The organism is Pseudomonas sp. C6002, assembly GCF_013385805.1.
Lineage (GTDB): Bacteria > Pseudomonadota > Gammaproteobacteria > Pseudomonadales > Pseudomonadaceae > Aquipseudomonas.
Map to the genome: position 1 here is coordinate 205,663 of NZ_JACAPH010000018.1, position 25,831 is coordinate 231,493.

Consider the following 25,831-nt stretch of genomic DNA (forward strand, 5'->3'; position numbering starts at 1 on the left):
GTGGGGCAAGAGCGTTTTGCTTACTTTTGCGCTCTTCAAAAGTGAGCCGCTGTAAGAGCGGAACCAATAGTCGCCGTTACCTAAATAACGGATATACACACAGTCAAAAACAGAGGCACAACCCATGCTCCAGTTGATCCTCGGCGGCGCCCGCTCCGGCAAAAGCCGCCTGGCTGAAAAACTCGCCACCGACAGCGGCCTAAGCGTCACCTACATAGCGACCAGCCAACCCCTGGACGGCGAAATGACCGCACGCGTCGCCCACCACCGCGAGCGGCGCCCGACCGAATGGGGCCTGATCGAAGAGCCCATCGAACTGGCCCGTGTCCTCAAGGAAAACGCCACCCCGAACCATTGCCTGCTGGTTGACTGCCTGACCCTATGGCTCACCAACCTGCTGATGCTCGAAGACCCCGACCGTCTCAAAGAAGAGCGTGAGGCCTTGCTCCAAACCCTGGCCACCCTCCCAGGAGAAATCATTTTTGTCAGCAACGAGACCGGAATGGGTGTCGTCCCGCTGGGCGAATTGACTCGCCGCTATGTCGATGAAGCCGGTTGGCTGCATCAAGCCTTGGCCGAACGTTGTCAGCGCGTTGTCCTGACCGTCGCCGGCCTGCCCCTGACTTTGAAAGGTACTGCGTTATGACCGACACCTGGTGGCTCAACCCCTGCAAGGCGATCGACCCCCAAGCCCACGAACAAGCCCTGGCCCGCCAGCAGCAACTGACCAAGCCCGCCGGCTCCCTCGGCCGGCTGGAAGCCGTGGCCGTCCAACTGGCCGGCCTCCAGGGCCAGGTCAAACCCAGCGTCGACCACCTGTGGATCGCGATCTTCGCCGGCGACCACGGCGTCGTCGCCGAAGGTGTCTCCGCCTTCCCCCAGGAAGTCACCGGCCAGATGCTTCACAACTTCGTCACCGGTGGCGCCGCCATCAGCGTGCTTGCGCGCCAACTCGACGCCAAGCTGGAAGTGGTCGACCTCGGCACCATCACCCCGACGTTGAACCTACCGGGCGTCCGCCACCTGAATATCGGTCTCGGTACCGCCAACTTCGTCAACGGCCCGGCAATGACCGAAGCCCAGGGCCAACTTGCCCTGCAAGCCGGCCGCGACAGCGTGCACCGCGCTATCACCAGCGGTGCGCAACTGTTTATCGGTGGCGAAATGGGCATCGGCAACACCACCGCCGCCAGTGCCCTGGCCTGCGCGCTGCTGGATTGCCAGGTCAGCGACCTGACCGGCCCCGGCACCGGGCTGAACGCCCAGGGCGTGAGCCACAAGGTCGCCGTCATCGAGCGCGCCCTTGCACTGCACGCGGGCGATCGCGACGACGCACTGAAAACCCTGTTCAACCTCGGCGGCTTTGAAATTGCCGCGCTGGTCGGCGCCTACCTGGCCTGCGCTCAAGAAGGGGTCGTGGTGCTGGTGGACGGTTTTATCTGCACCGTCGCCGCCTTGGTCGCCACGCGCCTGAACCCCGGCTGCCGTGAATGGCTGCTGTTCGGCCACCGCGGTGCCGAGCCCGGCCATCGTCACGTGCTGCAAAGCCTCAACGCCGAGCCTTTGCTGGAACTCGGGCTGCGCCTGGGTGAAGGCAGTGGCGCCGCGCTCGCTGTGCCGTTGCTGCGCCTGGCCTGCGCGCTGCACGGGCAGATGGCGACCTTCGCCGAAGCAGCCGTAGCGGATCGCCCGGCATGACTTTGCGCCTGGACCTGCTGCGCCACGGCGAAACCGAACTGGGCGGCGGCTTGCGCGGCAGCCTGGACGATGCGCTCACGGCCAAGGGCTGGGAGCAGATGCGTGAGGCGGTGGTGGCGCAGGGCCCATGGGAGCGTCTGGTCAGTTCGCCGCTGCAACGTTGTGCGCGGTTTGCCGAGGAGTTGGGCACGCGCCTGAACCTGCCGGTCACCCTCGAAAAGGATCTGCAGGAACTGCACTTCGGCGCCTGGGAAGGGCAGAGCGCTGCAGCCTTGATGGAAACCGACGCCGACGCGCTGGGCCTGTTCTGGGCTGATCCCTACAGTTTCACGCCGCCGCAGGGCGAGCCGGTTTCACAGTTTTCCGCGCGTGTTTTGGGGGCTGTCGGCCGCTTGTATCAAGCTTATGCCGGCCAGCGAGTGCTGCTGATCAGCCATGGTGGAGTCATGCGTTTGCTGCTGGCCCAGGCACGTGGTCTGCCGCGTGAGCAACTGTTGAATGTCGAAGTCGGCCATGGTGGCCTGTTCAGCCTGCAGGTCGAGGCGGATGGCGTATTAAGGGAAGGACGCTGAGCATGTTGCCGTTCTGGATCGCCTTGCAGTTTCTCAGCAGCCTGCCGATTCGCTTGCCGGGCATGCCGCAGCCCCAGGAACTGGGGCGTTCGTTGCTGTTTTATCCGGTGGTGGGGCTGCTGTTCGGGCTACTGCTGTGGGGCTTGAACGCCGTGTTGATGGGCGCGCCATTGCTGCTGCACGCCGCGCTGCTGTTGACCGCATGGGTGCTGCTCAGTGGCGGCCTGCACCTGGACGGCCTGGCCGACAGCGCCGACGCCTGGCTCGGTGGCTTCGGTGACCGCGAGCGCACCCTGACCATCATGAAAGACCCGCGCAGCGGCCCGATCGCGGTGGTCACCCTGGGCCTGGTGTTGCTGCTCAAATTCACCGCGCTGGTGGCATTGATCGAGCAGCACAACGGCGCCGCGCTGATCCTCGTACCGTTGATTGGCCGCGCTTCAATGCTGGCGCTGTTTCTCACCACGCGCTATGTGCGCGCCGGTGGTCTGGGGCAGGCCCTGGCGGATCATTTGCCACGGATCGTCGGCCAACAGGTGCTGATCCTCAGCGGCCTGGCGTGTATCTTGATCGGCGGTTTCAGTGGCGGGATTGCCGTGCTGGTGGCTGCCCTTTGTTTTATCGGCTTGCGCCAATTGATGGTCAATCGCCTCGGCGGCACCACCGGCGACACCGCCGGCGCGCTGTTGGAGCTGCTGGAAGTGGCGGTGTTGATCAGTCTGGTGCTGTAACACTTTCTTGCATTTCATTAATCCCGGGTATATACACGCTCCATGCTTGCCTCCCAATGTTTATGCACAAACCTGCGTCGCGCCGCTCGTGGCGTCAGCAGGCATTACGACGGCGCTCTCGACGGCTTCGGGATCAACGTTGCCCAGTATTCTTTACTGTGTAATCTGCAGCGCCTCGATCAACCGAGCATTTCCAGCCTGGCCGACGCCATGGGCCTGGATCGCAGCACGCTGGGGCGCAACCTGCGGGTGCTGGAAGGCGAGGGCCTGGTGCAGTTGGTGGAGGGCGATGACTTGCGCAACCGCCTGGTCTTGCTGACCGAGGCGGGTATCGAACGGCTCGCCGCCGCATTGCCGGCCTGGGAAGCGGCGCAGCAGAAATTGATTGATAAGTTGGGCGCCGAAAAGCGCGAAACCCTGTTGGCCTTGCTGGATGAACTCGCTTGACGCGAGTTTGTTCGATGATAAGCGGGTATATACCCGCGAACGGAGAATAAGAAATGACCTCGATGTGGCGCACCAGCGGCTGGATTCTTGTGGGGAGTGCGCTGATCCTCGCGTTGTCCCTCGGCGTGCGACATGGCTTCGGCCTGTTCCTGGCGCCCATGAGTGCCGAATTCGGCTGGGGCCGTGAGACCTTTGCCTTTGCCATCGCCCTGCAAAACCTGATCTGGGGCCTGGCACAGCCGTTTACCGGCGCCCTGGCCGACCGCTTCGGCGCCGCCAAGGTGGTGATGATCGGTGGTGTGCTTTACGCGCTGGGCCTGGTGTTCATGGGCCTTTCGGATTCGGCGTGGTCGCTGTCCCTGAGTGCCGGGTTGCTGATCGGCATTGGCCTGTCGGGTACTTCGTTCTCGGTGATCCTCGGGGTGGTGGGGCGTGCCGTGGCGCCGGAAAAACGCAGCATGGCCATGGGTATCGCCAGCGCCGCCGGCTCGTTCGGCCAGTTCGCCATGTTGCCGGGCACCCTCGGTTTGATCGGCTGGCTTGGCTGGTCCGCCGCGTTGCTGGTGCTGGGCCTGATGGTGGCGCTGATCGTGCCGTTGGTGACCATGCTCAAGGATCGACCGTTGCCTGCGGTGGCTGGCCAGCAGACCTTGCGCGAAGCCTTGGGTGAGGCCTGCTCCCATTCAGGGTTCTGGCTGCTGGCGTTCGGCTTTTTTGTCTGCGGTTTCCAGGTGGTGTTTATCGGCGTGCACTTGCCGTCGTACCTGGTGGACCAGCACTTGCCGGCCTCGGTGGGAACGACCGTGCTGGCATTGATCGGCCTGTTTAATATCTTTGGCACCTATACCGCCGGATGGCTCGGCGGGCGCATGTCCAAACCCCGTTTGTTGACCGGTTTGTACTTGCTGCGGGCGGTGGTGATCGTGATCTTCCTGTGGGCGCCGGTGACGCAGACCAGCGCCTACCTGTTCGGCATGGCGATGGGCTTCCTGTGGCTGTCCACGGTGCCACTGACCAACGGCACGGTCGCGACCTTGTTTGGTGTCAGAAACCTTTCCATGCTCGGTGGGATAGTGTTCCTGTTCCATCAACTGGGCTCGTTCCTCGGCGGCTGGTTGGGCGGGGTGGTCTATGATCGAACCGGCAGCTACGATTTGATCTGGCAGGTGGCAATCGTCCTGAGCCTGGTGGCAGCGGCGCTGAACTGGCCGGTGCGCGAGCGCCCGGTGGCACGTTTGCAGGCGCAAATGGGGGTGGCATGAATTCGACCTGGCATTGGCTCGGCGCAGCAGGAGCAGGACTCTTGCTGCTGCTGGCGTGGTGGGGCTGGCAACAGGGCGGCCTGGCATTGATGCAGTTGGGCATGGCGATCTGTTAAGTTCTGTGTCTGAGACTTTTCAAGGACACCTCACATGCAGATGCGCTGGTTCGCAGTACCCGCTCTGATGGCGGCTTTTGGCGGTGTCGCCATGGCTGCCGATTGCCCGCCGTTGCTTGAAGGCCAGTTGCCCAAGCTGCGCGCCAAGGAATCCATCGACCTGTGCCAGCGCTTTGCCGGCAAGCCGCTGCTGATCGTCAACACCGCCAGCTTCTGCGGGTTTGCGCCGCAGTTCAAAGGGCTTGAAGCGTTGTACCAGCGCTACAAGGGCCAGGGGCTGGAAGTGATTGGCGTGCCGTCCGATGACTTCAAGCAGGAAGCCAAGACCGGGGAGGAAACTGCCAAGGTTTGTTACGTTAATTACGGCGTGACCTTCACCATGACCGAACCACAGAAGGTCAAGGGCCCGGACGCGGTGCATCTGTTCAAGATGCTGGCGCAGCAGAGCAGTGCGCCGAAGTGGAATTTCTACAAGTACGTGGTGGACCGCCAGGGCAAGGTGATCGCCAACTTCTCCAGCCTGACCAAGCCGGATAGCGCGGACCTGATCAAGGCGGTGGAAGAGGCGCTGGCTTCGAAACCCTGATGGGCACCCACTAAAAAGCCCCGCCTCTTTTGCAAGAGTGCGGGGCTTTTTTATGTCGCTTTACATCAGAACTTGTACGTCACACCCAGGCCGAAACCGTTGGCGCTGTTTTCGTACTTGGCGTTGTAGGACTGGCCCAGTGCGTTAGCGCGTGCAACTTTGACAGGTTCTTCCTTGAGGTAGGAGTAAGCCAGGTCGACGGTCATGTTCGGCATGACGTCGTAGCCCAGGCCGAGACTGAAGATCGTCCGGTCACCGGTAGGGATGCGAGGCGAGCGATCAGTGTTGTTGGTCGGCGACTGGTCGAACGTCAGGCCGGTACGCAGTACCACCTGCTTGGTCACGCGGTACGAAGTACCCAGGGCGTAGGCCCAGGTGTCGTGCCAGTTCTGGTCTTCCTTGATGGTGCCGACAATTTGCGGAGCCAGAGCGCCACTGCCTGCGGCGGCCGATACGCCTTCGTTATTGACGGTGATGTCTTTCAGGCGGCTCCAGCGAGTCCATGTTGCGCCCGCATAGAGTTTCCAGGCGTCGCTCAGGTCTTGAGTAACAGACAGATCCCAGGATTCAGGGGTGTCGATCTTCAACGAAGCGTCGTAACGACCGTTGTTCAAGAGACTGGCGGGAACGTTGGCCCCCTTGGTCACTTCGGTATGGCCTTCGAGCTTGTACTTCACTTTCGAGTGATAGGTCAGACCCACTCGAGTGGTGTCAGTGGCTTGTACCAGCAGGCCGGCATTGAAGCCGAGTGCGGTGTCATCACCCTTGATCTTGACGTTGTTGGAGCCGGTCCCGGCGATTGGCAGGTTGATATCGGACTCAAGCGTACCGGCGATACGGTTGATGGTCGGACCAAAACCAATCGACACCCGGTCGTTGAAGGCATAGCTGACGGTTGGCTGGAAGGTAATGACCTTCACTTCGCTCTTACTGCCGAATGCTTTGCCCTGGAAGCCGCTTTCGTAGTCAGTCACCAGGCCAAAGGGTGCATAGACGCCGAAACCGACAGCCCATTGCTCATTGAGTTTATTGGTGTAGAAACCGAAAGGAACGGCAGTGAAAGGGACCATGTCGCCTTTATTGCTACCGCTGGAGCGACCACTGACATCTTTGATGTTGGTGGAAGCATCAATCGCTGCAACACCACCTGTAACTTGCTGGCCTTCAAGGCGAGCCATACCGGCAGGGTTGCCATAAACAGTGCTTGCGTTTTCGGCAGATGAAGAACGTCCCGCAAAACCGGTACCCATCCCGGCAACGTCTTGTTCGTTGAGGGCGAAGCCGCTCGCGAACACGTGGGAGGATGCCATTGCAACGGCGAGGCTAAGTGTCGTCTTGAGCATTACTTTTTTCATTATTAGAACTCCGTGGTGATCACCGCTGCGGAAAGTAACAATAAATTTATGTTTGCGCTATAGGCTCAAACACAGGAGATAGGGCGGTTTTGTAGGACAATCCGACCAAAATCAACGTTTTTAGCCGAATCTTGCAAATCGCCCGGTCAACAGGCGACGTGATTCATGGGTGAAACACAGGTTTGCCAGGCCTGGGTGAAATCCCGGAGCCGGCCTTGAGGGTGAAATATTTCTTTCCAGATACGCGCCATCGCCAATACGTCGTCGGCCGGTGGCAGGTGTGGGCGGTGTTGTTCCACCAGCAGCCAGGCGATGGCGGTGGCGTAACGCAGGTTGACCGTCAGCTCAAGCTGCGGCCCGCTGAGGAAGGCATGCTGGCTGGCGAGTCCGCGTACCAGGCTGGCGCGCTCGGGGTCCAGCGCCAGGTAGTTATCCCACAGCGCGCGATGACGCGGCTCGGTGATGCTGTAGAGGCCATGGCCGCGGCGGTCGTGCAGGGCTGAACCGAGTGCCGACTGGCTGGCGGCGATGCCCAGCAGCAGGGATTCAGCCGTCTGGTTATGGCGACCCAGGTAAAGCAGGGTGGGCCGGATCACATAACGACACAATTCGCTGGCGGCGATGCCCATAAATGCCTCAATCCATGAAATTAATCGGCGATACCTGAGCGAGGGCTTGGCAGCGGTGAATCGGATCTCAGGTCCGCCGGAAGCGGATCATGCCGCTTGAGTTGAAGTGTAGTGTCATATTTACGATGTAAAGGACTGTTTTTAAAATATTTTCATCATTTAGTTATATCGTTTATATCAATTTAAACTTAGCGCGCCTGAATTTCAGGCAATAAAAAACCCCGGGTTTTAACCGGGGTTTTTGTGTTTCAGCGATTCGGGTCGATCAGGCAACCAGTGCCTGGCGAGTACGATCGATCACGGCCTGCAGCGGTTCTGCGCTGGAGTATTGATCGGGGTACAGGCGTTCGCTGTGACGAGCGATGCCGTGTTCGTTGACCAGGGTAAAGCTGAAGCAGCCTTTGCGAGCGGCCATGATCAGGCAGTTCATTGGTGCAAAAGCGTTGGTGAGGGTGCGAATGGCATCCTGAGTGTGGATTTGAGTGGACATATTATTGGTGTTCCTACAAATGACACGGTTAAGAACCGTGCAACGTTAAAACGTTCCAGTGACGTTGATCACCATTGATCGAACGAAGAACCCGACTGGAACAAAGCAGCCAGTTTGAAGCGCTATTAAGTTGGCGCGCTTGGGCTGGCAGGTAGGTACTTAGGAGGGCAGGCAACACAACAGGGGCAAAGGTTCTGGGCCCGGGGTGAAGATCCTGATCAATTTGCAGGTTGGTTCTTTCAGAGTATGGAAACTTCGCGACACCCTTTGCATTGTTCAAAGGCCGTGTCGTCGCAAGTGATACCTGGAAACCATCGAGGTGGTCGATCCCTTTTTGTCGGCGGTGCCGTGAGGGAGTTGTTCGACCAGAATTGACTTTCAGCTTGGTACTAACGCCGCGGATAGTAACGGATTGAAACGATGAAAGGAAGTGTGATAGGCAAAAAACTTTTCGGGTCCTGGGCCTGCGGTAACATTCCTTAGCCGCTGCCTGAGCAAAAAACGCGGTTGATATAACCGGCGAGTGGGTAGTTGTGCACATTGGTGGCGCCCTGTGTAACTGAACTGACATACGCCCCGCAAAGCGCCCGGGTGCCTGCAACTAAAATTTAAGTCAATGAAAAATCGAGCTTTTTTTTATTGGTGAAAAAATCGTCAGTTTGACTGCGGCCCCCGTTCCATGGGCCTTTGCGGGACTTACAGAACGGTTGTCCACTGAGTTATCCACAGCTTCTGTGGATTGTCCCAAGCGCTTGCTCTAGAACGGGCGTGCAGGCTTTTTTCAGCTTTACCTGTACGAAAAAAAGAGTAGAGTGGCGCGCCTTCCGTTCTGTCCCACAGTGCTTTATGAAGTTTCGCTCAGTATCACCTTCTGTTACCGACAGCCCTCAGGTTGTTACCGCACCCAAGCGTTTTTCCCTGAAAGTTGCCTTGTGGTTGCTCGACAGCCCGCGCCTGGGCCACAGCCCCAACGTCAAACATTTTGCAGGGCATTTGCTCAAGCAACCGGCTCGTGCTGGCGTGGTGGTGGCGCAAAGCCGTCTGGGCCAGTTGATGTGCCGCGAGTGCGGCAATGCCCGCGACCGCCGTATCGGCCACGAACTGCTGCGCCAGGCCGCCCGCGCCGGTGACCGCATCGCCCAGCGTGAACTGGGCCAGATCGAAGACTGAGCTGTCCTCAATGCGCTGGCTTGGTTAACCTTCTTCTTTTCGGGTGACGGCAGGAATCGCTATGGCTTTTGACTGGACCAGTGTTGTGCTGGGTCTCGCCGCTGCTGGGTTGCCGCTGTTGGGGCTGTGCTGGCAGATTCAGCGCCGACTGAGCGCGCGAATGGCCGGCTGGGAATTGCTCGAAGAGCGCCTGGCCACCGCACAACTGGCCCAGGAAGGGCTCGCCGCGCAGTTGGACGCCAGCCGTGACGAAATCAGCGACCTGAGCCAGGCCAACGCTGCCAAACAGGCTGATCTGGCCGCCGTGCGCCGGGAAGTCGAACTGCTGCAGATCGACCGTGACAACGCCCGCGACGCCGCCCACGCCTGGAACCTCGACCGTTCCGCCAAGGAAACCGAACTACGCCGCCTGGATGCCTTGTCCGCGTCCCTGCGCGCCGAATTGCGCGAGCAACAGGAAAGCCATCAGCAACGCCTCAGTGACCTGCAAGGTTCCCGTGATGAGCTGCGCGCGCAGTTCGCTGAACTCGCCGGGAAGATCTTCGACGAGCGCGAGCAACGCTTCGCCGAAACCAGCCAGCAGCGCCTCGGCCAATTGCTCGACCCGCTCAAGGAGCGCATCCAGTCGTTCGAAAAGCGCGTCGAAGAAAGCTACCAGAGCGAAGCCCGCGAGCGGTTCTCCCTGGCCAAGGAGCTGGAGCGCCTGCAACAGCTGAACCTGCGCCTGTCCGATGAAGCCACCAACCTGACCCGCGCCCTCAAGGGCCAGAAAACCCAGGGCAACTGGGGCGAGTTGATCCTGGAGCGGGTGCTGGAACATGCCGGTCTGGAAAAGGGCCGCGAGTACCAGACCCAGGTCAACCTCAAGGGCCCGGACGGCGAACGCTTCCAGCCCGACGTGTTGATCATGCTGCCGGGGGACAAGCAGGTAGTGGTGGACTCCAAGGTCAGCCTGACCGCCTATCAACAGTACGTCGCCGAGGACGACCAGGCGATCGGCCAGGCAGCCCTCAAGCAGCACGTACTGTCCTTGCGCAACCACGTCAAAGGCTTGGCCGGCAAGGACTACAAACGTCTGGAAGGCCTGCACAGCCTGGATTTCGTGCTGCTGTTCGTGCCCATTGAAGCCGCATTTTCGGCGGCGCTTCAAGCCGAGCCGAACCTGTTCCAGGAAGCCTTCGACCGCAACATCGTGATTGTCAGCCCGACCACGTTGTTGGCCACCTTGCGGGTGATCGACAGCCTGTGGAAACAGGAACGGCAAAGCCAGAACGCCCGGGAAATTGCCGAGCGCGCCGGTTGGCTGTACGACAAGTTCGTGCTGTTTATCCAGGACCTGGACGAGGTAGGCAACCGCCTGCAGCAGCTGGATAAAGCCTACAGTGCGGCGCGCAACAAGCTGACCGACGGACGCGGAAACCTGGTGAGCCGTACCGAGCAACTGAAGCTGCTCGGCGCCCGCGCCAGCAAAAGCCTGCCGGCCGACTTGCTGGAACGGGCGATGACCGATGAAGACGGCGTGGCGCAGTTGCCAGAATAGTCACCGGTCTCTGTGGGAGCTGGCTTGCCTGCGATGCAGACACCTCGTTCCTCCAGATACACCGAGGCGATGCCATCGCAGGCAAGCCAGCTCCCACATGGGCTAAAGCGGCAGGTGCCGGCTCAACAAGGCCCGCAACGCCGCCGGCTTCACCGGCTTGGCCAGGTAATCCAACCCTGCCGCATGCACCTGGGCCACCATCTCCGGCCGCCCGTCGGCACTGATCACCACACCCGGAATCGGCTCTGCCAGTTGTGCCCGCAGCCAGCCCATCAACTCGGTGCCGGTCTCGCCGTGGTCGAGGTGGTAATCCACCAGGGCCAGTTGCGGCCGCACACCCTCGGCCAGCAACGCGGCACATTGCGCCTGGTCGCGGGCGGTCCAGACTTCACAGCCCCAGCGCGTGAGCAAACTGCGCATGCCGATCAGGATGCTTTCTTCGTTATCCACACACAGCACCTGCGCACCGCTCAACGGCTGGCCGCTTTCCTGCGCCGGCTTGGCAGGCGCGCTGACCTGAGTGCGCGCCAACGGCACACGCACGCTGAACACGCTGCCCTTGCCCGGCCATGAACGCACGCTCAGGCGGTGCCCGAGCACGCGGCACAGGCCATCGGCAATCGCCAGGCCCAGTCCCAGGCCTTTCTCGGCACGCGTCTGGTGACTGTCCAGGCGTTTGAATTCCTCGAAGATGACTTTTTGCTTGTCCTGGGGAATCCCGGGACCACGGTCCCACACTTCCAGGCACAACTCGCCGCGACGGCGCCGCACACCCAATAGCACCGGCCCGTCGGCGTACCGGAATGCGTTGGTGAGGAAATTCTGCAACACCCGCCGCAGCAACTTGATGTCACTGTCCACCCGCAAACGACTGCCCCGCAGACGGAAACGCAAACCCTGCTCCTGAGCCAGAGCCTTGAACTCGGCGCCTAGCGTATCGAACAGTTCATTGAGCACGAAGGGCTGGCGCTGCGGATTGATCTTGCCGTTTTCCAGGCGCGAAATATCCAGCAGGTCGCTGATCAGGTCTTCCGCCGAACGCAACGAGCTGTCCAGATGCTGCACCAACTGCCGGGCATCCGGCGACATGCCGTCGTTCTGGTGGGAGAGGGCGGCAGAGAACAGCCTTGCGGCGTTCAACGGTTGCATCAAGTCGTGACTGACCGCTGCGAGGAACCGGGTTTTCGACTGGCTGGCGGTCTCGGCCACGCCCTTGGCATCGGTCAGCGCGACGTTGAGTTGCGACAGTTCGTGGGTTCGCTCGGTCACCCGCTGTTCCAGGCCTTCATTGGCCTCGGTCAACGCCTGCTCGGCTTCGCGGAACGCGGTGATGTCGGTGAAGCTCATCACAAACCCGCCACCCGGCATCGGGTTGCCGATCAGTTCGATCACCCGGCCATTGGGAAACAGCCGCTCGGAGGTATGCGCACGGCCCTGGCGCATCCAGTGCAGGCGACGCGCCACGTGTACTTCGGCCTCGCCCGGGCCGCACAGCCCGCGCTCGGCGTTGTAGCGAATGATGTCGGCAATCGGCCGGCCCACGCTGATCAGGCCCTCGGGGTAATTGAACAGCTCCAGGTACCGCCGGTTCCACGCCACCAGCCGCAGGGACTGGTCGACCACGCTGATGCCCTGGGTGATGTTTTCGATGGCGCCTTGCAGCAGTGCCCGGTTGAACTGCAGTACTTCCGACGCTTCGTCGGCGATGCGAACTACGTCCTCCAACTGCATTTCCCGGCCTTCAATGGCGGCTTTCACCACCGCCCGGGTCGACGACGCACCGAGCACGCCGGCCAACAGGCGTTCGGTGTGGGCAATCCAGTCATTGTCGGCGTTCTGGTTGGGGTTAAACCCTTTGCCTTGGCGATAGGCGAAGCGCACAAAACTCTGGTGAGCCCGTTCTTCACCGACAAACCGCGCTGCCAGACTGAGCAAGTCGTTGATCTGCACCGAAAGCATCGAGCGAGCGCTGGCCCGCTGGCTGATTTCCTGGCCGATAAAACGCCCGGCCTGCCAATGTTCCGACACGCGCGTGCGGGACAGCATCGAGACCCACACGAACAACGTGAAGTTACCCGCCAGGGAAAATACGGTGCCCAGCGTCAGAGAAGTTACAGACAAGCCCAGCGGGTGCGAATGCAGCCACGTCATGCCCGGGAAAAGGCTGAACGACCAGCCCAGACTTTTCGCGGTGACCGGCAGGACCAAGGTGTAGAACCACAGGAACGTACCCGCCGCCAGCCCGGCAAATACTCCGCGTCGGTTGGCCTGTTTCCAATACAGCGCGCCGAGCATCGCCGGTGCCAGTTGGGTCACGGCGGCGAACGCAATCTGGCCAATGGTTGCAAGGCTGGCGGAGGACCCCAGCAGCCGGTAACTGACGTAAGCCAGCAGCAGGATGATGACAATGCTCACCCGGCGTACCGACAGCATCCAGTGACGGAACACTTCGAACGGCCGCTCGGCACTGGAACGGCGCAGCAGCCAAGGCAGCAGCATGTCGTTGGAGACCATGGTCGACAGGGCGATGCTCGCGACGATCACCATGCCCGTAGCCGCCGAGGCGCCGCCGATAAACGCCAGCACGGCGAGCGCCGGATGGGCTTCGGCCAACGGCAGGCTGATCACGTAGGAATCCGGCAATACCGAACCCGGCAGCAGCATCTTCCCGCCGAGGGCAATCGGGATCACAAACAGGGCGGCCAGGATCAGATAGGCCGGGAACACCCACTTGGCCAGCCGCAGGTCCTGGGGGTCGATATTTTCCACCACGGTGACATGGAATTGCCGGGGCAGGCAGATGATCGCCATCATCGCGACGCCGGTCTGCACCACCATCGAGGGCCAGTTGACGGTCTCTTTCCAGTATTCCTCCAGCCGTGGCGCGAGCATCGCCTGGCTGAACAAATCGTCGAAACCGTCGTACAGGCCGTAGGTCACAAACGCACCGACGGCGAGAAACGCGAACAGCTTGACCAACGATTCAAAGGCAATCGCCAGCACCATGCCGCGGTGGTGTTCCGTGGCGTCCAGGTTGCGGGTACCGAACACAATGGTGAACAACGCCAATACCAGCGACACGATCAGCGCCGTGTCCTGGGAGCGGGTGCCCGTGGTGTCGGCGCTGGCGCCGATCAGCAGGTTCACCCCCAGCACGATGCCTTTGAGTTGCAAGGCTATATAAGGCAGGACGCCCACCAGGCAGATCAGCGCCACCACCACCGCCAGGGATTGGGATTTGCCGTAACGGGCGGCGATAAAGTCGGCGATGGAGGTGATGTTTTCCTGCTTGCTGATCAGCACCATCTTCTGCAGGACCCACGGAGCGAGCACCAACAGCAGCACCGGTCCCAGGTAGATCGGTAAAAACGCCCACAACTGTTCGGCCGCCTGGCCTACGGCACCAAAGAATGTCCAGCTGGTGCAATACACCGCCAGCGACAGGCTATACACCCAGGCACGCATCCGCGGCGGCAGCGGCGCATGGCGACGGTCACCGTAAAAGGCGATGGCAAACATAATGGCCATATAGGCCAGGGCAACGGCGGCGATCAGCCCGCTGGACAGCGTCATGAGAACTCCAGACATAAGAACGCCCGGGCATTCCCGGCCCGGGCGAACAGTCTCGCATGATGCTTGGCGTTAGTCAGTGTCGACCAAGGTCGGAGCGTGGTGTGATGTCGCAGCGTTGGTTCAGGCGCCGAAACCGCCGTCGATGGTCAGGCTGGCGCCGGTGATGTAGCCGGCCTCAGGGCCTGCCAGATAGGCGACGAAACTGGCGATCTCTTCTACATGGCCATAACGGCCCACGGCCATGAAGCCGATCAGGCTTTCGGCGAAATCACCGCTTGCCGGGTTCATGTCGGTGTCCACCGGGCCTGGCTGCACGTTATTGATGGTGATGCCCCGTGGGCCCAGGTCGCGGGCCAGGCCTTTGGTCAGGCCGACCAGCGCCGATTTGCTCATGGCGTACGGGCCGCCACCGGCAAACGGCATGCGATCGGCATTGGTGCTGCCGATGTTGATGATGCGGCCACCTTCGCCCATGTGCCGCGCGGCTTCCTGGGTGGCGACAAATACGCTGCGTACGTTGATGGCGAGGGTGCGGTCGAAGTCTTCCAGCTTGAAATCTTCCAGCGGGCCGACGGCCAGCACGCCTGCGTTGTTGACCAGGATATCCAGGCGCCCGAACGCTTCGACGGTGGCGTTGACGGCGCTGCGGATGGCGTCTGCGTCGGCGCTGTCGGCATGAATCGCCAGGGCTTTGCCGCCTTGGCTGATCACGCTGTTCTGCAACTCTTCAGCCTTGGCAGCCGAACTGACGTAGGTAAAGGCGACGGCAGCGCCCTGTGCGGCCAGGCGCTTGACGATGGCGGCGCCGATACCGCGGGAACCGCCCTGGATCAAGGCGACTTTGCCGCTGAGGTTTTGTGTGGTCATGTCGTTCTCCAAAAGGTGTGTTGAGGTTGGAGTCGAGTATCGACCTCGTGTGGCGTCCTCGGTAGACCGTGATTGCTATAGTCTGTGTAAACCAAAAGTTTAGAGTGGGGCGATATGGAAAGCTTTGGCAGTATCGAATGCTTCGTGCGCAGCGCCGAAGGCGGCAGTTTTGCCGAAGCTGCCCGGCACCTGAGCCTGACCCCGGCGGCCGTGGGCAAAAGTGTGGCCAAGCTGGAGGCGCGCCTGGGTGTAAGGCTGTTCCAGCGCAGTACCCGGCGCCTGACGCTGACTGAGGCCGGCAAGCTCTTCCTCGAAGAAGTCAGCGGCAGCCTCACCACCATTCAAAACGCCGTGGCTAACCTGGCCAGTGCCGAAGGGCGGCCAGTGGGCACGCTGAAAGTGAGCATGGGCACGGTGTTCGGCAACCGTTATGTGGTGCCGTTGCTGGGGGAGTTTCTAAAGCGCTTTCCTGATATCAACCCCGACTGGCATTTTGATAACCGCCAGGTGGACCTGATCGGCCAGGGCTTCGATGCCGCGATCGGCGGTGGTTTTGAGCTGCCCCAGGGCGTGGTCGCGCGCAAGCTGGCGCCGGCGCACCGGATCCTGCTGGCCTCACCGGAATACCTCGCCAAACGCAAGCCGGTGGTCGCGCCCGAGGACTTGTCTGTGTGCAACGGCATCCTGATCCGCTCACCGCAAACCGGGCGCGTGCGTTCGTGGCAACTCACCCACCGCACGCGCGAACAACGCCCGCTGGTGCTCAAGCCGCGCATGACCATGAGCGACTCGGGCGCTGCCTGCTGCGCCAGTGCCCAGGGCCTGGGGATTGCGCTGGTCAGCATGCCGATGGCGGTGCCGTATCTGGACAGCGGCCAACTGGTGCGAGTGCTGCCCGACTGGTATGTCGACGACGGCAACATCTCGCTGTACTACGCCGAACACAAGCTGCTGCCCGGCAAGACCCGGGCGTTTGTGGATTTCATCCTGGAGCAGTTTGTCGAACGCGAGTTGGGGCGGCGGTTCAGCGCCATTTGATCCTTGTGGGGATCAAAGTGTGGGAGCGGGCTTGCTCGCGAAGGCGGTGTGACAGTCACCACATGCATCGACTGATCCACCGCTTTCGCGAGCAAGCCCGCTCCCACATTTTGGATCTTCAATGTCCGAACTTTCCGGGCCAGCCGATCACTTTCTTCGGCCTCGGCGTCGCATACGTGCGTATCTTCGAGGTCGACAGCCCCAACCGCACCAAGCCTTCGGCAATCGTGACAGCCGAGGTCACACCGTCCACCACCGGCACACCCGTGCGGTAGCGAATCTGCTCATCCAGCCCGGCCATGCCGCCGCAGCCCAGGCAGATCACTTCGGCCTTGTCTTCGCTGATCGCCAATTCAGCCTGGCGCACGATGGCCTCCATGGCCCGCAGCGGGTCTTCCTCCAGTTCCAATACCGCCATGCCGCTGGCCCGTACCGACGCGCACCGCTGATATAAGCCGGCCAGTTTCAGCCGGTCCTCGATCAGCGGCACGGTGCGGTCCAGGGTGGTCACCACCGAATAGGCATGTCCGAGGAACATCGCGGTGCTGGCGGCCGCTTCGGTGATGTCCACCACCGGCACGTTGAGCAACTCCTGCAAGCCTTCGCGGCCATGTTCGCCGTAGCCGGCCTGGATTACCGCATCGAACGGCTGGTCGTAAGCCATCACCCGGTCCATCACCGCGATGGCCGCCAGGTAGCTTTCGAAATTGCCTTCCACCGATTCGGCACCGAAAAACGGAGTCAGGCCGACGATCTCGGTGCCGGGGGACGCCACCGCCCGTGCCTGTTTGGCGATGGCCTCGGTGATGGACTCGGTGGTGTTGACGTTGACCACAAGGATGCGCATGGAATGTCCTTACTTAATGACTGACGTTATCGACTGCAATGCTTTCGCCGCTCACATCGGCGTAGTACGGCTGGCGCTTGGCGAACAGCAGGTACAGCAGCCCTGCAATACCGGCGCCAATCAGCCAGGAGAAGGGCGAGACGAGGGCGAAACCGGGCAGCAGGGCCAGGAGAATGGCGATCACCGCGGCAGGAATGAAGGCTGCCACGGCGCGCAAATTGATCCCGCGGCTGTAGTAATAAGCGCCATTCGGGTCTTCGCTATACAGCTGCGGCACGTCCACCTGGCTTTTGCGGATCAACCAGTAGTCGACCATGATCACCCCGTACAACGGCCCCAGCAGTGCGCCCAGCCCCGAGAGGAAATACACGATCACCAGCGGGCTGTTGTAGAGGTTCCACGGCAGGATCAACACCGCCACGGTGGCGCTGATCAGCCCGGCGCGGCGGAAGTTCAGGTACTTGGGCGCCAGGTTGCTCAGCACAAAGGCCGGCGCGACGAAGTTGGCCATGATGTTCACCGCCACGGTCACAATCAGGAACGCCAGGCAGCCCAGCACCAGGAAGAATGTGTTGGGTATCGCCGCAATGATTTCCGTAGGGCTCTCAATCACCCGGCCATTGAGGTGGAACTGCCCGCCGCACAGCAGCACGGTGATGGCCGCGAACACCAGGATATTCACCGGCAGGCCCCAGAAGTTGCCGACCTTGATGGTCTTGCGGCACGGCGAGGAGCGGGCGAAGTCGCAGAAATTCAGGATCAGCGTGCCGTAGATCGCCAGCCACAGCGCGCCGCCGGCAAAGATATTGCGCCACATCTCACCACCGGTCAGCGGCTCGCGAATGGCCCAGGCAATGTGGCCGTCCGCCTGGAAATACATCCAGCCGGCCAGGGACGCTACTGTCAGCAGAATCACCGGCCCGGCGAAGGCTTCATAGCGGCGCACCATCTCCATCCCATAGGCGAGGATGGCGAGCTGCACAAACCAGATCGCCACAAAACACGCCCAGCCCAGGGTGGACAGGCCGAGGATCGAGTTGTGGTCGTAGTCGGCAAAACCTGGATGAACCGCTGTCAATAGCACGCGGAAAACCACCGAGGCCAGGTAGGTCTGTATCCCGAACCAGGCAATCGCGATCACCGCACGAATCAGTGCCGGAATCTGCGCACCATGGATGCCAAAACTGATGCGGCTGATCACTGGAAACGGTACGCCGGTCTTCTGCCCCATATAGCCCGACAGGTTCATGAAGAAGTACACCAGCGCCGCGCCGATCCCCAGGGACAGCAGAATCTGCCAGCCACCCAGGCCCAGCGCATACAGGCCGATGGCGAAGGAGTAGTTGGCGATGTTGTGCACATCGTTGGTCCACAAGGCAAAGATGCTGTAGCGGCCCCAGCGCCGGCCTTCGGCCTTGGTAGGCGCCAGGTCCTTGTTGTGCAGGCGCGGGCTGATGACCAACGGGCCGGGGCTCGTGGCCTCGGGGTTCAGGGTGGAGGAGGGCAGATCCAGTGCGATGTTATTGGAGAGACTTGTACGCATTCCGGCAGGCTCCTGGACATCAGCAGGAGAGCGGCTGATGTCAAAGTGTATGTATCTTTTTTATTAATTGTATACAAAGTGTGTTTTGCCTTAAGCCACATGCGTGCCAGATTTTCGCCGGGTGAAATACACGGCGATTTGGTTTTTAGCGTGATTGGAAATAACCGGCTGAATTTAAAGCGATATAAATTGACCGTTTGAACAGCTATTTATTTTGTAGCGCAGAGAGGGGCGGGGATTTTAGAAGAGGTGTGACGAGGGAGGATGTAACTTTTCGGTGCAGGATCTTATAAGTGCACACAAAAATGGCACCGATGGTGACATTTCTGTGTACAGGATTCTGGCTCAGGCGTTACGCCTTGCTGATGATGTTCCCGGCATGCAACCCGCATTCTTTTTGGGTTGCTTCTTCCCACCACCAACGGCCTTCGCGTTCGTGCTGGTTCGGCAGTACCGGACGGGTGCACGGCTCACACCCGATGCTGATAAAACCGCGCTCGTGCAGGCTGTTGTACGGCAACTCCAGCATGCGGATGTAACCCCATACTTCCTCACTGGTCATCTGCGCCAGCGGGTTGAACTTGTACAGGGTGCGTTCCGGGGTGGAAAAAGCCGTATCGATTTCCAGCGCGGCCACCTGGCTGCGGGTGCCGGGGCTCTGGTCGCGGCGCTGGCCGGTGGCCCAGGCGCTTACACCGGACAGCTTGCGGCGCAGCGGTTCGATCTTGCGCACGCCACAACACTCGCCATGGCCGTCCTTGTAGAAACTGAACAGGCCCTTTTCCTTGACGAAGGGTTCCAGCTTGCTCTGGTCCGGCGAGATCAGTTCGATGTCGATCTTGTAGAACTCACGCACCTGCTCGATAAACCGGTAGGTCTCCGGGTGCAGGCGACCGGTGTCGAGGCTGAACACCTTGACGTTCTTGTTCAGCTTCCAGGCCATGTCGACCAGCACCACGTCCTCGGCACCGCTGAAAGAGATCCACAGGTCGTCGCCAAACTGGCTGAATGCCAGCTTGAGAATGTCCTGGGCGGATTTGTTGGCGTAAGTCGCGGCGAGTTCAGCGACGTCGAAGGCTTGGTTCATCAGGACGGTTCCTACAGGTCAGTGGCGCTGAGCGCTCTATAGGGGGGCGATGGTAACAAAATCCCGCCTGCGTTGCGGCGGCCAGCGTGAATCGCTAGAGTTCGGCAGTCCTTTTGCTCGCTCAACTCAATAACTTTAAATGGGAGTGTCTTGTGGAAATTGCCTGTCTCGACCTGGAAGGGGTGCTGGTTCCGGAAATCTGGATCGCCTTCGCCGAAAAAACCGGTATTGAATCCTTGCGGGCCACCACCCGGGACATCCCCGACTACGACGTGCTGATGAAACAGCGCCTGCGCATTCTTGATGAGCATGGGCTGAAGCTCTCGGACATCCAGGAAGTGATCGCCACCCTCAAGCCGCTGGACGGCGCCATCGAGTTCGTCAATTGGCTGCGCGAGCGCTTCCAGGTGGTGATCCTGTCTGACACCTTCTATGAGTTCTCCCAGCCGCTGATGCGCCAACTGGGTTTCCCGACCTTGCTGTGCCACCGGTTGATCACCGACGAAAATGACCGGGTGGTGAGCTACCAGCTGCGTCAGAAAGATCCCAAGCGTCAGTCGGTGCTGGCCTTCAAGACCCTGTACTACCGCGTGATTGCCGCCGGTGATTCCTACAACGACACCACCATGCTGGGTGAGGCCGACCGTGGGATCCTGTTCCACGCGCCGGAGAACGTGATTCGCGAGTTCCCGCAGTTCCCGGCGGTGCATACGTTTGAGGACTTGAAGAAAGAGTTCATCAAGGCGTCGAATCGGCAGTTGAGCCTGTAAGTTATTGGGTGTGGCTGATGGAAGCCAGCTCCCACATGTTGACCGCGCTCCCATGTGGGAGCCGGGCTTGCCCGCGATGGGGCCGGTATGGCCACTGCACAGCCTAGACCCCTGCCAGCAAACTCTCATAAGGAATGCGCAAGCCTTCATGCAGGCGTTTGATCATCGACAAGCTCAGCTTGCGCTTATGATTCAACACTTCGGAAACCCGCCCGCTCGGACCTATGAAAGGCTCCAGGTCTCGGGCGGTCAGGCCTAGCTGCTCCATTCGAAATTTAATCGCTTCGACGGGATCCGAAGGCGGCATTGGGAAATGCTCCGCTTCGTACTTTTCGATAAGTATCGCGAGAATTTCCAGCTCGTCACCCTCGGGCGAGCCGATCTCCGCTTCCCATAGCTGTTCGACGCGCGCGAGCGCAGCGGTCAGGTCTTCCTGGGAATGAATGGGTTTGATGTTCATCACACGGTCTCCACATTGATCTGATCGTATTGCGCGTGGGTCCCCACGAAGCGAATGAACGCAAGCTGTCGCTGATAATTGATCGCCATGATCACTCGATACTTGTGCCGCCTATGTTGAACACAACCCTGCCCCCTTTGAGAATGCTCGCTGTCCTTAGCTCTGCCTTGAGGGCCTGAGGGGTTGGGTAAACAGCTTTTTCCATATGGCGATACAGCTCGACCAGCGGCGTTTTGGCATCCATGCAACCAGGGTGGTTTTCCCAGAATATTCGTAGGGCAGACAGAGCGATTATCCGCATCGCTGCGACCTCCCAATTTGGGAGATAATGGGTGCGGTTGAGGGCAGATGCAATCTCGGAAATCTTTCCTGACAAGTAGGCAGTCGTTTCATGTGATCCTTCACAGACGGCTGGTGGACGGTTGAAACCGGACGCTATCCTCCGGCTTCGACCCCGTCTACTTCGGTACTGATTCAGGTCTTTTCTGCTGCCTGGCTCCGCGTCGCAGAGCCAGGGAGGGCTGCGTGCTACAGGCTTTCCAAGGTTTGTAACAACACCCGCACCTTGGTCATCGACTCCTGATACTCCGCCTGCCACTCCGAGTCCGCGACAATCCCGCCGCCGCCCCAGCAGCACACCTGACCATCCTTGACCAACAGGCTGCGAATGGCGATGGAGCTGTCCATCTCGCCGCGCACGTCCAGATACACCAGCGAACCGCAATACAACCCGCGCCGGGTTGGCTCCAGCTCGTCGATGATCTGCATCGCGCGAATCTTCGGTGCGCCGGTGATGGAGCCGCCGGGGAAGCTGCCGGCGATCAGGTCGAGGGCGTCTTTATCGTCGGCCAATTCGCCGGTCACGCTGCTGACCAGATGATGCACATTTGGATAGCTTTCCAGGCTGAACAACTCCGGGACCCTCACCGAGCCGGTGCGGCAGGTGCGGCCCAGGTCGTTGCGCAGCAGGTCGACGATCATCAGGTTTTCGGCACGATCCTTGGGGCTGGCCAGCAATTCAGCGGCGTTGGCTGCATCTTCCTCGGGCGTCGCCCCCCTTGGCCGGGTGCCCTTGATCGGGCGGGTTTCCACCTGGCGCTGGCTGATTTTGACGAAGCGCTCCGGCGATAAACTCAATACCGCGCCATCATCCGGCAAGCTCTGGAACCCGGAAAACGGCGTCGGGCAGGCTTCGCGCAAGGCGCAGTAGGCCACCCACGGATCGCCACTGCACGGGGCACGGAAACGTTGGGCAAAGTTGACCTGGTAGCAGTCACCCGCCTGGATGTAATCCTGGATGCGGGCGAGTGCGTGTTTGTAGGTGTCGGCTGTCACGTCCGGGGCCATTGGGCCTTGCAGCTTGAAGGCTGCCGATGCGCCGATGGTCGGCTGGCCGAACAGCGCGATCAGGCGCTGCCGTTCGCTTTCCGCCAGTTTGGGATGGAACACCAGTTGGCTGGTCTGCGCCTGGTGATCGCTGATCAAGGCCCAGGCGTACAGGCCAAAGCGTGCATCCGGCAGGTGCAGGTCGTCCACCGCCACGTGCGGCAGGTGCTCAAGATGACGACCGAAGTCGTAGCTCAGGTAGCCGATGAGGCCGCCGGCAAACGGCAGTTCGTAGGGCGCGGGGATCGTGGCTTCACCCAGCAACGTCAGGTTTTCCCGCAGGCGCTGTAGGAAATCACTGCCGCTTTCGTCGGGCAGTACCGCCAGGGTCGTCTCGGGCCAGGCGCTCAGCAGGTCATAACGGCCGCGCTCGGCCGCCGGTCGGCCACTGTCCAGCAGCACCGCGCCGGGCGCATGGCGGATTGCTGCAAAGTATTCGGCAGGGTTGGCCCGGTAGGGCAGCGGGTGTACGGAGCAGGTCACTGGGTTTATCCCTCGACCGCCGGAATATGCCCAAACATTTCCTGCACAAACTTAACCCGTTCCTCCGGTGTTTCCGTTACGCCCGCCGCCTTCAGCTCTTCCAGTCGAGCCTCCACGGCATGGGTGCGCAAGGTCAGGCCGCAGTCGTTGGCAATCTGGATGTTCAGCCCCGGGCGAGCGTTAAGTTCCAGGATCAACGGACCCTTTTCCTGGTCCAGCACCATATCCACGCCGATATAGCCCAGGCCGCACAGCTCGTAGCAGCCGGCGGCGAGCTTCATGAACCCGTCCCAGTTGGGCAGTTGCACGCCGTCCACCGCATTGGTGGTGTCGGGGTGCTTGGTGATGATGTTGTTCAGCCAGGTGCCGCGCAGGGTCAGGCCGGTGGCGAGGTCGACACCCACGCCAATCGCGCCCTGGTGCAGGTTGGCCTTGCCGCCGGACTGGCGGGTTGGCAAGCGCAGCATGGCCATCACCGGGTAGCCCATCAGCACAATGATGCGGATGTCCGGTACGCCTTCGTAGCTGATGCTCTTGAAGATCTGGTCGGGCACCACCCGGTATTCGATCAGCGCGCGGTCACGGTGGCCGCCGAGGGAATACAGGCCGGTGAGGATGCTGGAAATCTGATGCTCGATTTCTTCATGGCTGATGATCTTGCCGGAGACGGTCCGGTAGCGCCCTTCAAAACGGTCGGCGATCACCAGGATACCGTCACCACCGGCGCCCTGGGCCGGCTTGATCACGAAGTCGCTGCGCCCGCCGATGATCTCGTCGAGCTTGTCGATTTCCTTCTCGGTGGAAATGACCCCGTACATTTCCGGCACGTGGATGCCGGCGGCCATGGCCCGTTCCTTGGTGATGATCTTGTCATCGACGATCGGATACAGGCTGCGCTTGTTGTACTTGAGCACGTAGTCGGCATTTCGCCGGTTGATGCCCATGATCCCCCGCGCTTCCAGGGCCTTCCAGGTCTTCCAGAAGCCGAACATTACGAGTCAGCCTTGAGGAAGGCCTTGAAACGCACCAGTTCGGTCAGGCGGTAGCCGCGATAGCGACCCATGGCCAGCATGAAGCCCACCAGGATCAACAGGATCGCCGGGAAGGTGAACACGAAGTAGATCAGTTCCGGCACGCTCATGATGATGTGCGCCAGGGAAGCGGCGAACAGCGTGCCGATCGCGACTTTCATCGCATGGCCGCCACCGCGTTCTTCCCAGGTGATCGACAGGCGTTCGATGGTCATGGTCAGGATCACCATCGGGAACAGTGCCACCGACAGCCCGCGTTCCAGGCCGAGCTTGTGGCTGAACAGACTGATGGCGGCGATCAGCACCACCACGAAGGTCAGCACCACCGAGAGCCTCGGCAGCATCTGCAGCTTCAAGTGTTCCAGGTAAGACCGAAGCGACAGCCCCAGCGCCGTGATAATGGTGAACAGCACAATCCCGAAGCCCAGCTGTGTCTCGCGGAACGCCAGGGCAATCAGCACCGGGGTAAACGTGCCTAGGGTCTGCAGGCCGATCAGGTTGCGCAGGATCAGGATCACCAGCACGCCAATCGGGATCATCACCATGATCATGAAGGTCTGCTGGGTTTGCAGCGGCAGGCCGTACAGCGAGTATTCGAGGAAGTTGGCGTCGGTGTTTTCGTCCGTCAGCTTGGCCAGGCGAATCGCGTTCATTTCGCTGTTGTTGAGGCTAAAGGTCACCATGGCCTTCTTGCCGCCGTCGACGGTGATCAGGTTTTCATCACCGGTCCACCACAGCAGGCGGTCGGCCGGCAGGCCTTGCTCGCCGGTGTCGGGGTTGAAGTACAGCCAGTCGTTGCCATTGAAACTGCGCAGCCAGAGTTCCGGGGTTTGCGGCTGGTCGGCCACCAGGCGGATGGTGTGGACCTTTTCCACCGGCACGTGGGCGATGGACAGCAGCAACTCGACGATCTTGGCCTTGTGCGGCGTCGACGGGTCGCCCGCCAGCAGCAGCTTCACGTTGTCGTCGTTGAGGTTGTTGGTGCGCTTGATGGCTTCGCTGATAAACGTCTCGACGTCGGCCGAGTGCTGGCGGATCGGCGCCAGCAGGGCTTCGGCGGCGATTTTTTCCGGGCCTTCGACGGCGATGCTGTCGCGGAAGGTCGGGCCCTTGACCTTGACCTTTTCACCGCTGTAACGCTTGGTCAGCACCAGGCGGTAGTAGAGGGTCTGGTTGCCCTTGGCCCGGCGTGCCGACCAGGTGACCTTGCGGTTGCCGTCGAGGCGATTGACGCTGACGCCGTAGTTATTCGAGATAAAGCTTTCATTCAGGCTGACGAAGTCGCGGCTCAGGGGCGGCACGAACATCTGGATTTTCACCGGGTCCTTGGCGCTGGCGACGAACTCGACCTTGGCGTCGATGTTCCACAGGTCGTCGGTGGCGTCCTCGGTGACGGGAATCCCCAGCACGAAAATCTGATAGGCGGTGACCGAAATGCCCAAGACCACCAAAACGGCGATCAGGATTTTCAGGTGCAGATTAAGAGAGCGCATTCAAATTACTCAGCGGTATGAGCGTCGGAGGCGCAGGCAGGTTTGCCCGCCGCGTATTTAAGACTGGGGTCGACCAGCGCATCAAAGCGTTTCAGCGCTTCGGAGCCGATCAGCAGCGGGTATTGGAAGGCGCTGCGGTCAGTCAAGTTCACTTCGATACTGCGTAAAGCGGTGCCCATGCAGATGTCCAGGGCGATGACTGGACGGGCGGTGTAGTTCTTGTCTTCATCGGGGTCGTAGTCACCGGCGCGGCGCTTGATCTTGCTAACGCGGGCCAGGGGACGCTCGATGGGGTGGGAGTGTGCGGTGTCGATGGCCAGGTAGAAGCGCACCCAGGACTCGCCGTTGCGCATGAAGCGCTTGATGTCGCGGGCGCTCAAGGACGCGGTCTTGGCCCCGGTGTCGAGCTTGGCGGCCACTTCCAGGTCAATGCCGGCCAACTTGGCGTATTCATTGAGTCCATAAACGGTCTTCTCGGCAGCAACGCCAAGGCCCGGGATAAACAGTAGAAGCAAAAGGGGGAAGGGCTTGAGTCTCATAAATCCTGACGCGGTGCAGTGCGATGTTCAATTCAAGGCGACTGGCATTGCTGCGCAAGCTCCCTCGTGCGCCTTTTCATCCAGGGATGTGAGGCAAAAGTGGCCGGCATTCTAACAT

24 protein-coding genes and 1 pseudogene are annotated in these 25,831 nt (G+C 60.8%); 11 read left to right on the top strand and 14 right to left on the bottom strand.

Annotation, left to right across the window (positions count from 1 at the left end; all coding sequences use genetic code 11):
• Positions 1–124 precede the first annotated feature (124 nt).
• The 7 genes from cobU (at position 125) to HX817_RS13390 (ending at position 5,412) form a co-directional block, all read left to right on the top strand.
• Entirely contained in the window at positions 125–646 is a 522-nt protein-coding gene (gene cobU / locus HX817_RS13360; protein WP_102368348.1) for a bifunctional adenosylcobinamide kinase/adenosylcobinamide-phosphate guanylyltransferase, read from the top strand.
• Positions 643–1,698 (top strand): nicotinate-nucleotide--dimethylbenzimidazole phosphoribosyltransferase, encoded by a 1,056-nt coding sequence (gene cobT / locus HX817_RS13365; RefSeq protein WP_177040355.1) that lies wholly within the window; start codon positions 643–645, stop codon positions 1,696–1,698. The genes cobU and cobT overlap by 4 nt, the downstream gene beginning before the upstream one ends.
• Entirely contained in the window at positions 1,695–2,270 is a 576-nt protein-coding gene (gene cobC, locus HX817_RS13370; RefSeq protein WP_102368349.1) for an alpha-ribazole phosphatase family protein, read from the top strand. The genes cobT and cobC overlap by 4 nt, the downstream gene beginning before the upstream one ends.
• Positions 2,271–2,272: 2 nt before the next feature.
• Positions 2,273–3,001, top strand: coding sequence for an adenosylcobinamide-GDP ribazoletransferase (locus tag HX817_RS13375; RefSeq protein ID WP_177040356.1), 729 nt, complete (start codon positions 2,273–2,275; stop codon positions 2,999–3,001).
• A gap of 42 nt (positions 3,002–3,043) precedes the next feature.
• Entirely contained in the window at positions 3,044–3,448 is a 405-nt protein-coding gene (locus HX817_RS13380) for a MarR family winged helix-turn-helix transcriptional regulator (protein ID WP_003214925.1), read from the top strand.
• Positions 3,449–3,510: 62 nt separating this feature from the next.
• Complete coding sequence (locus tag HX817_RS13385; protein ID WP_161635735.1) at positions 3,511–4,710, top strand: MFS transporter; 1,200 nt, start codon at positions 3,511–3,513, stop codon at positions 4,708–4,710.
• 150 nt (positions 4,711–4,860) lie between these two features.
• Positions 4,861–5,412, top strand: a complete 552-nt coding sequence (locus HX817_RS13390) for a glutathione peroxidase (protein WP_177040357.1) — start codon at positions 4,861–4,863, stop codon at positions 5,410–5,412.
• Positions 5,413–5,477: 65 nt separating this feature from the next.
• Here HX817_RS13390 and HX817_RS13395 read toward each other — a convergent pair whose 3' ends face one another.
• The 3 genes from HX817_RS13395 to HX817_RS13405 all read right to left on the bottom strand — a co-directional run bounded on the left by HX817_RS13395 (position 5,478) and on the right by HX817_RS13405 (position 7,886).
• Entirely contained in the window at positions 5,478–6,767 is a 1,290-nt protein-coding gene (locus tag HX817_RS13395; protein ID WP_177008960.1) for an OmpP1/FadL family transporter, read from the bottom strand.
• A 146-nt stretch (positions 6,768–6,913) separates the two neighbouring features.
• Positions 6,914–7,396 carry a hypothetical protein gene (locus tag HX817_RS13400; protein ID WP_177036358.1) on the bottom strand — a complete coding sequence of 161 codons (483 nt, stop codon included), beginning with the start codon at positions 7,394–7,396 and terminating at the stop codon, positions 6,914–6,916.
• 265 nt (positions 7,397–7,661) lie between these two features.
• On the bottom strand, positions 7,662–7,886 hold the full coding sequence (locus HX817_RS13405; RefSeq protein ID WP_003214941.1) for a hypothetical protein: 225 nt from the start codon (positions 7,884–7,886) through the stop codon (positions 7,662–7,664).
• An 846-nt stretch (positions 7,887–8,732) separates the two neighbouring features.
• Between HX817_RS13405 and HX817_RS13410 the strand changes: the two genes are divergently transcribed.
• Both HX817_RS13410 and rmuC read left to right on the top strand, forming a co-directional pair.
• Positions 8,733–9,056: a sel1 repeat family protein gene (locus tag HX817_RS13410; protein ID WP_023659092.1), complete on the top strand. Its 324-nt coding sequence runs from the start codon at positions 8,733–8,735 to the stop codon at positions 9,054–9,056.
• Between the two features lie 175 nt (positions 9,057–9,231).
• Positions 9,232–10,596: a DNA recombination protein RmuC gene (rmuC, locus tag HX817_RS13415; protein WP_173406092.1), complete on the top strand. Its 1,365-nt coding sequence runs from the start codon at positions 9,232–9,234 to the stop codon at positions 10,594–10,596.
• 102 nt (positions 10,597–10,698) lie between these two features.
• Here the strand turns inward: rmuC and HX817_RS13420 are convergent, their stop codons facing one another.
• Both HX817_RS13420 and HX817_RS13425 read right to left on the bottom strand, forming a co-directional pair.
• Positions 10,699–14,169 carry a PAS domain-containing hybrid sensor histidine kinase/response regulator gene (locus tag HX817_RS13420; protein ID WP_003214948.1) on the bottom strand — a complete coding sequence of 1,157 codons (3,471 nt, stop codon included), beginning with the start codon at positions 14,167–14,169 and terminating at the stop codon, positions 10,699–10,701.
• 120 nt (positions 14,170–14,289) lie between these two features.
• Positions 14,290–15,036 (bottom strand): 3-oxoacyl-ACP reductase family protein, encoded by a 747-nt coding sequence (locus HX817_RS13425; RefSeq protein WP_008432692.1) that lies wholly within the window; start codon positions 15,034–15,036, stop codon positions 14,290–14,292.
• A gap of 114 nt (positions 15,037–15,150) precedes the next feature.
• On the opposite strand from HX817_RS13425, the gene HX817_RS13430 reads away from it, so the two are divergent.
• Positions 15,151–16,074 (top strand): LysR family transcriptional regulator, encoded by a 924-nt coding sequence (locus HX817_RS13430; RefSeq protein ID WP_102605104.1) that lies wholly within the window; start codon positions 15,151–15,153, stop codon positions 16,072–16,074.
• 118 nt (positions 16,075–16,192) lie between these two features.
• On the opposite strand, the gene HX817_RS13435 is transcribed toward HX817_RS13430, so the two are convergent.
• The 3 genes from HX817_RS13435 to HX817_RS13445 form a co-directional block, all read right to left on the bottom strand.
• Positions 16,193–16,921, bottom strand: coding sequence for an aspartate/glutamate racemase family protein (locus HX817_RS13435; protein WP_003214954.1), 729 nt, complete (start codon positions 16,919–16,921; stop codon positions 16,193–16,195).
• A gap of 13 nt (positions 16,922–16,934) precedes the next feature.
• Positions 16,935–18,464, bottom strand: a complete 1,530-nt coding sequence (locus HX817_RS13440) for an NCS1 family nucleobase:cation symporter-1 (RefSeq protein ID WP_177040358.1) — start codon at positions 18,462–18,464, stop codon at positions 16,935–16,937.
• 352 nt (positions 18,465–18,816) lie between these two features.
• Complete coding sequence (locus tag HX817_RS13445) at positions 18,817–19,551, bottom strand: phosphoadenylyl-sulfate reductase (protein WP_003214958.1); 735 nt, start codon at positions 19,549–19,551, stop codon at positions 18,817–18,819.
• Between the two features lie 152 nt (positions 19,552–19,703).
• Between HX817_RS13445 and thrH the strand changes: the two genes are divergently transcribed.
• Positions 19,704–20,321, top strand: a complete 618-nt coding sequence (gene thrH, locus HX817_RS13450; protein ID WP_010176441.1) for a bifunctional phosphoserine phosphatase/homoserine phosphotransferase ThrH — start codon at positions 19,704–19,706, stop codon at positions 20,319–20,321.
• A 103-nt stretch (positions 20,322–20,424) separates the two neighbouring features.
• Here thrH and HX817_RS13455 read toward each other — a convergent pair whose 3' ends face one another.
• The 6 genes and pseudogenes from HX817_RS13455 to HX817_RS13480 form a co-directional block, all read right to left on the bottom strand.
• Positions 20,425–20,781, bottom strand: coding sequence for a type II toxin-antitoxin system HigA family antitoxin (locus HX817_RS13455; protein WP_087695204.1), 357 nt, complete (start codon positions 20,779–20,781; stop codon positions 20,425–20,427).
• Positions 20,781–21,082 (bottom strand): annotated as a pseudogene (locus tag HX817_RS13460) (type II toxin-antitoxin system HigB family toxin). Before HX817_RS13460 ends, HX817_RS13455 begins: the two are co-directional and overlap by 1 nt.
• Before the next feature lie 227 nt (positions 21,083–21,309).
• Positions 21,310–22,650 (bottom strand): aminodeoxychorismate synthase component I, encoded by a 1,341-nt coding sequence (pabB, locus tag HX817_RS13465; protein ID WP_177040359.1) that lies wholly within the window; start codon positions 22,648–22,650, stop codon positions 21,310–21,312.
• Between the two features lie 5 nt (positions 22,651–22,655).
• Positions 22,656–23,642 (bottom strand): alpha-L-glutamate ligase-like protein, encoded by a 987-nt coding sequence (locus HX817_RS13470; RefSeq protein WP_003214969.1) that lies wholly within the window; start codon positions 23,640–23,642, stop codon positions 22,656–22,658.
• The gene (locus HX817_RS13475) at positions 23,642–25,174 is read right to left on the bottom strand and encodes an inactive transglutaminase family protein (RefSeq protein ID WP_003214971.1); all 1,533 of its coding nucleotides are present in this window, start codon (positions 25,172–25,174) and stop codon (positions 23,642–23,644) included. The genes HX817_RS13470 and HX817_RS13475 overlap by 1 nt, the downstream gene beginning before the upstream one ends.
• 5 nt (positions 25,175–25,179) lie before the next feature.
• A complete protein-coding gene (locus HX817_RS13480) occupies positions 25,180–25,713 on the bottom strand; it encodes an ATP-dependent zinc protease (RefSeq protein ID WP_177040360.1) in 534 nt (177 codons plus the stop codon).
• Between the last annotated feature and the right edge of the window lie 118 nt (positions 25,714–25,831).

Bases quoted from the DNA above. Each gene is read 5' to 3' on its own strand.
- cobU (WP_102368348.1), top strand. From the start codon at position 125: ATGCTCCAGTTGATCCTCGGCGGCGCCCGCTCCGGCAAAAGCCGCCTG.
- cobT (WP_177040355.1), top strand. From the start codon at position 643: ATGACCGACACCTGGTGGCTCAACCCCTGCAAGGCGATCGACCCCCAA.
- cobC (WP_102368349.1), top strand. From the start codon at position 1,695: ATGACTTTGCGCCTGGACCTGCTGCGCCACGGCGAAACCGAACTGGGC.
- HX817_RS13375 (WP_177040356.1), top strand. From the start codon at position 2,273: ATGTTGCCGTTCTGGATCGCCTTGCAGTTTCTCAGCAGCCTGCCGATT.
- HX817_RS13380 (WP_003214925.1), top strand. From the start codon at position 3,044: ATGCTTGCCTCCCAATGTTTATGCACAAACCTGCGTCGCGCCGCTCGT.
- HX817_RS13385 (WP_161635735.1), top strand. From the start codon at position 3,511: ATGTGGCGCACCAGCGGCTGGATTCTTGTGGGGAGTGCGCTGATCCTC.
- HX817_RS13390 (WP_177040357.1), top strand. From the start codon at position 4,861: ATGCAGATGCGCTGGTTCGCAGTACCCGCTCTGATGGCGGCTTTTGGC.
- HX817_RS13395 (WP_177008960.1), bottom strand. From the start codon at position 6,767: ATGAAAAAAGTAATGCTCAAGACGACACTTAGCCTCGCCGTTGCAATG.
- HX817_RS13400 (WP_177036358.1), bottom strand. From the start codon at position 7,396: ATGGGCATCGCCGCCAGCGAATTGTGTCGTTATGTGATCCGGCCCACC.
- HX817_RS13405 (WP_003214941.1), bottom strand. From the start codon at position 7,886: ATGTCCACTCAAATCCACACTCAGGATGCCATTCGCACCCTCACCAAC.
- HX817_RS13410 (WP_023659092.1), top strand. From the start codon at position 8,733: ATGAAGTTTCGCTCAGTATCACCTTCTGTTACCGACAGCCCTCAGGTT.
- HX817_RS13420 (WP_003214948.1), bottom strand. From the start codon at position 14,169: ATGACGCTGTCCAGCGGGCTGATCGCCGCCGTTGCCCTGGCCTATATG.
- HX817_RS13425 (WP_008432692.1), bottom strand. From the start codon at position 15,036: ATGACCACACAAAACCTCAGCGGCAAAGTCGCCTTGATCCAGGGCGGT.
- HX817_RS13430 (WP_102605104.1), top strand. From the start codon at position 15,151: ATGGAAAGCTTTGGCAGTATCGAATGCTTCGTGCGCAGCGCCGAAGGC.
- HX817_RS13435 (WP_003214954.1), bottom strand. From the start codon at position 16,921: ATGCGCATCCTTGTGGTCAACGTCAACACCACCGAGTCCATCACCGAG.
- HX817_RS13440 (WP_177040358.1), bottom strand. From the start codon at position 18,464: ATGCGTACAAGTCTCTCCAATAACATCGCACTGGATCTGCCCTCCTCC.
- HX817_RS13445 (WP_003214958.1), bottom strand. From the start codon at position 19,551: ATGAACCAAGCCTTCGACGTCGCTGAACTCGCCGCGACTTACGCCAAC.
- HX817_RS13455 (WP_087695204.1), bottom strand. From the start codon at position 20,781: ATGAACATCAAACCCATTCATTCCCAGGAAGACCTGACCGCTGCGCTC.
- HX817_RS13470 (WP_003214969.1), bottom strand. From the start codon at position 23,642: ATGTTCGGCTTCTGGAAGACCTGGAAGGCCCTGGAAGCGCGGGGGATC.
- HX817_RS13475 (WP_003214971.1), bottom strand. From the start codon at position 25,174: ATGCGCTCTCTTAATCTGCACCTGAAAATCCTGATCGCCGTTTTGGTG.
- HX817_RS13480 (WP_177040360.1), bottom strand. From the start codon at position 25,713: ATGAGACTCAAGCCCTTCCCCCTTTTGCTTCTACTGTTTATCCCGGGC.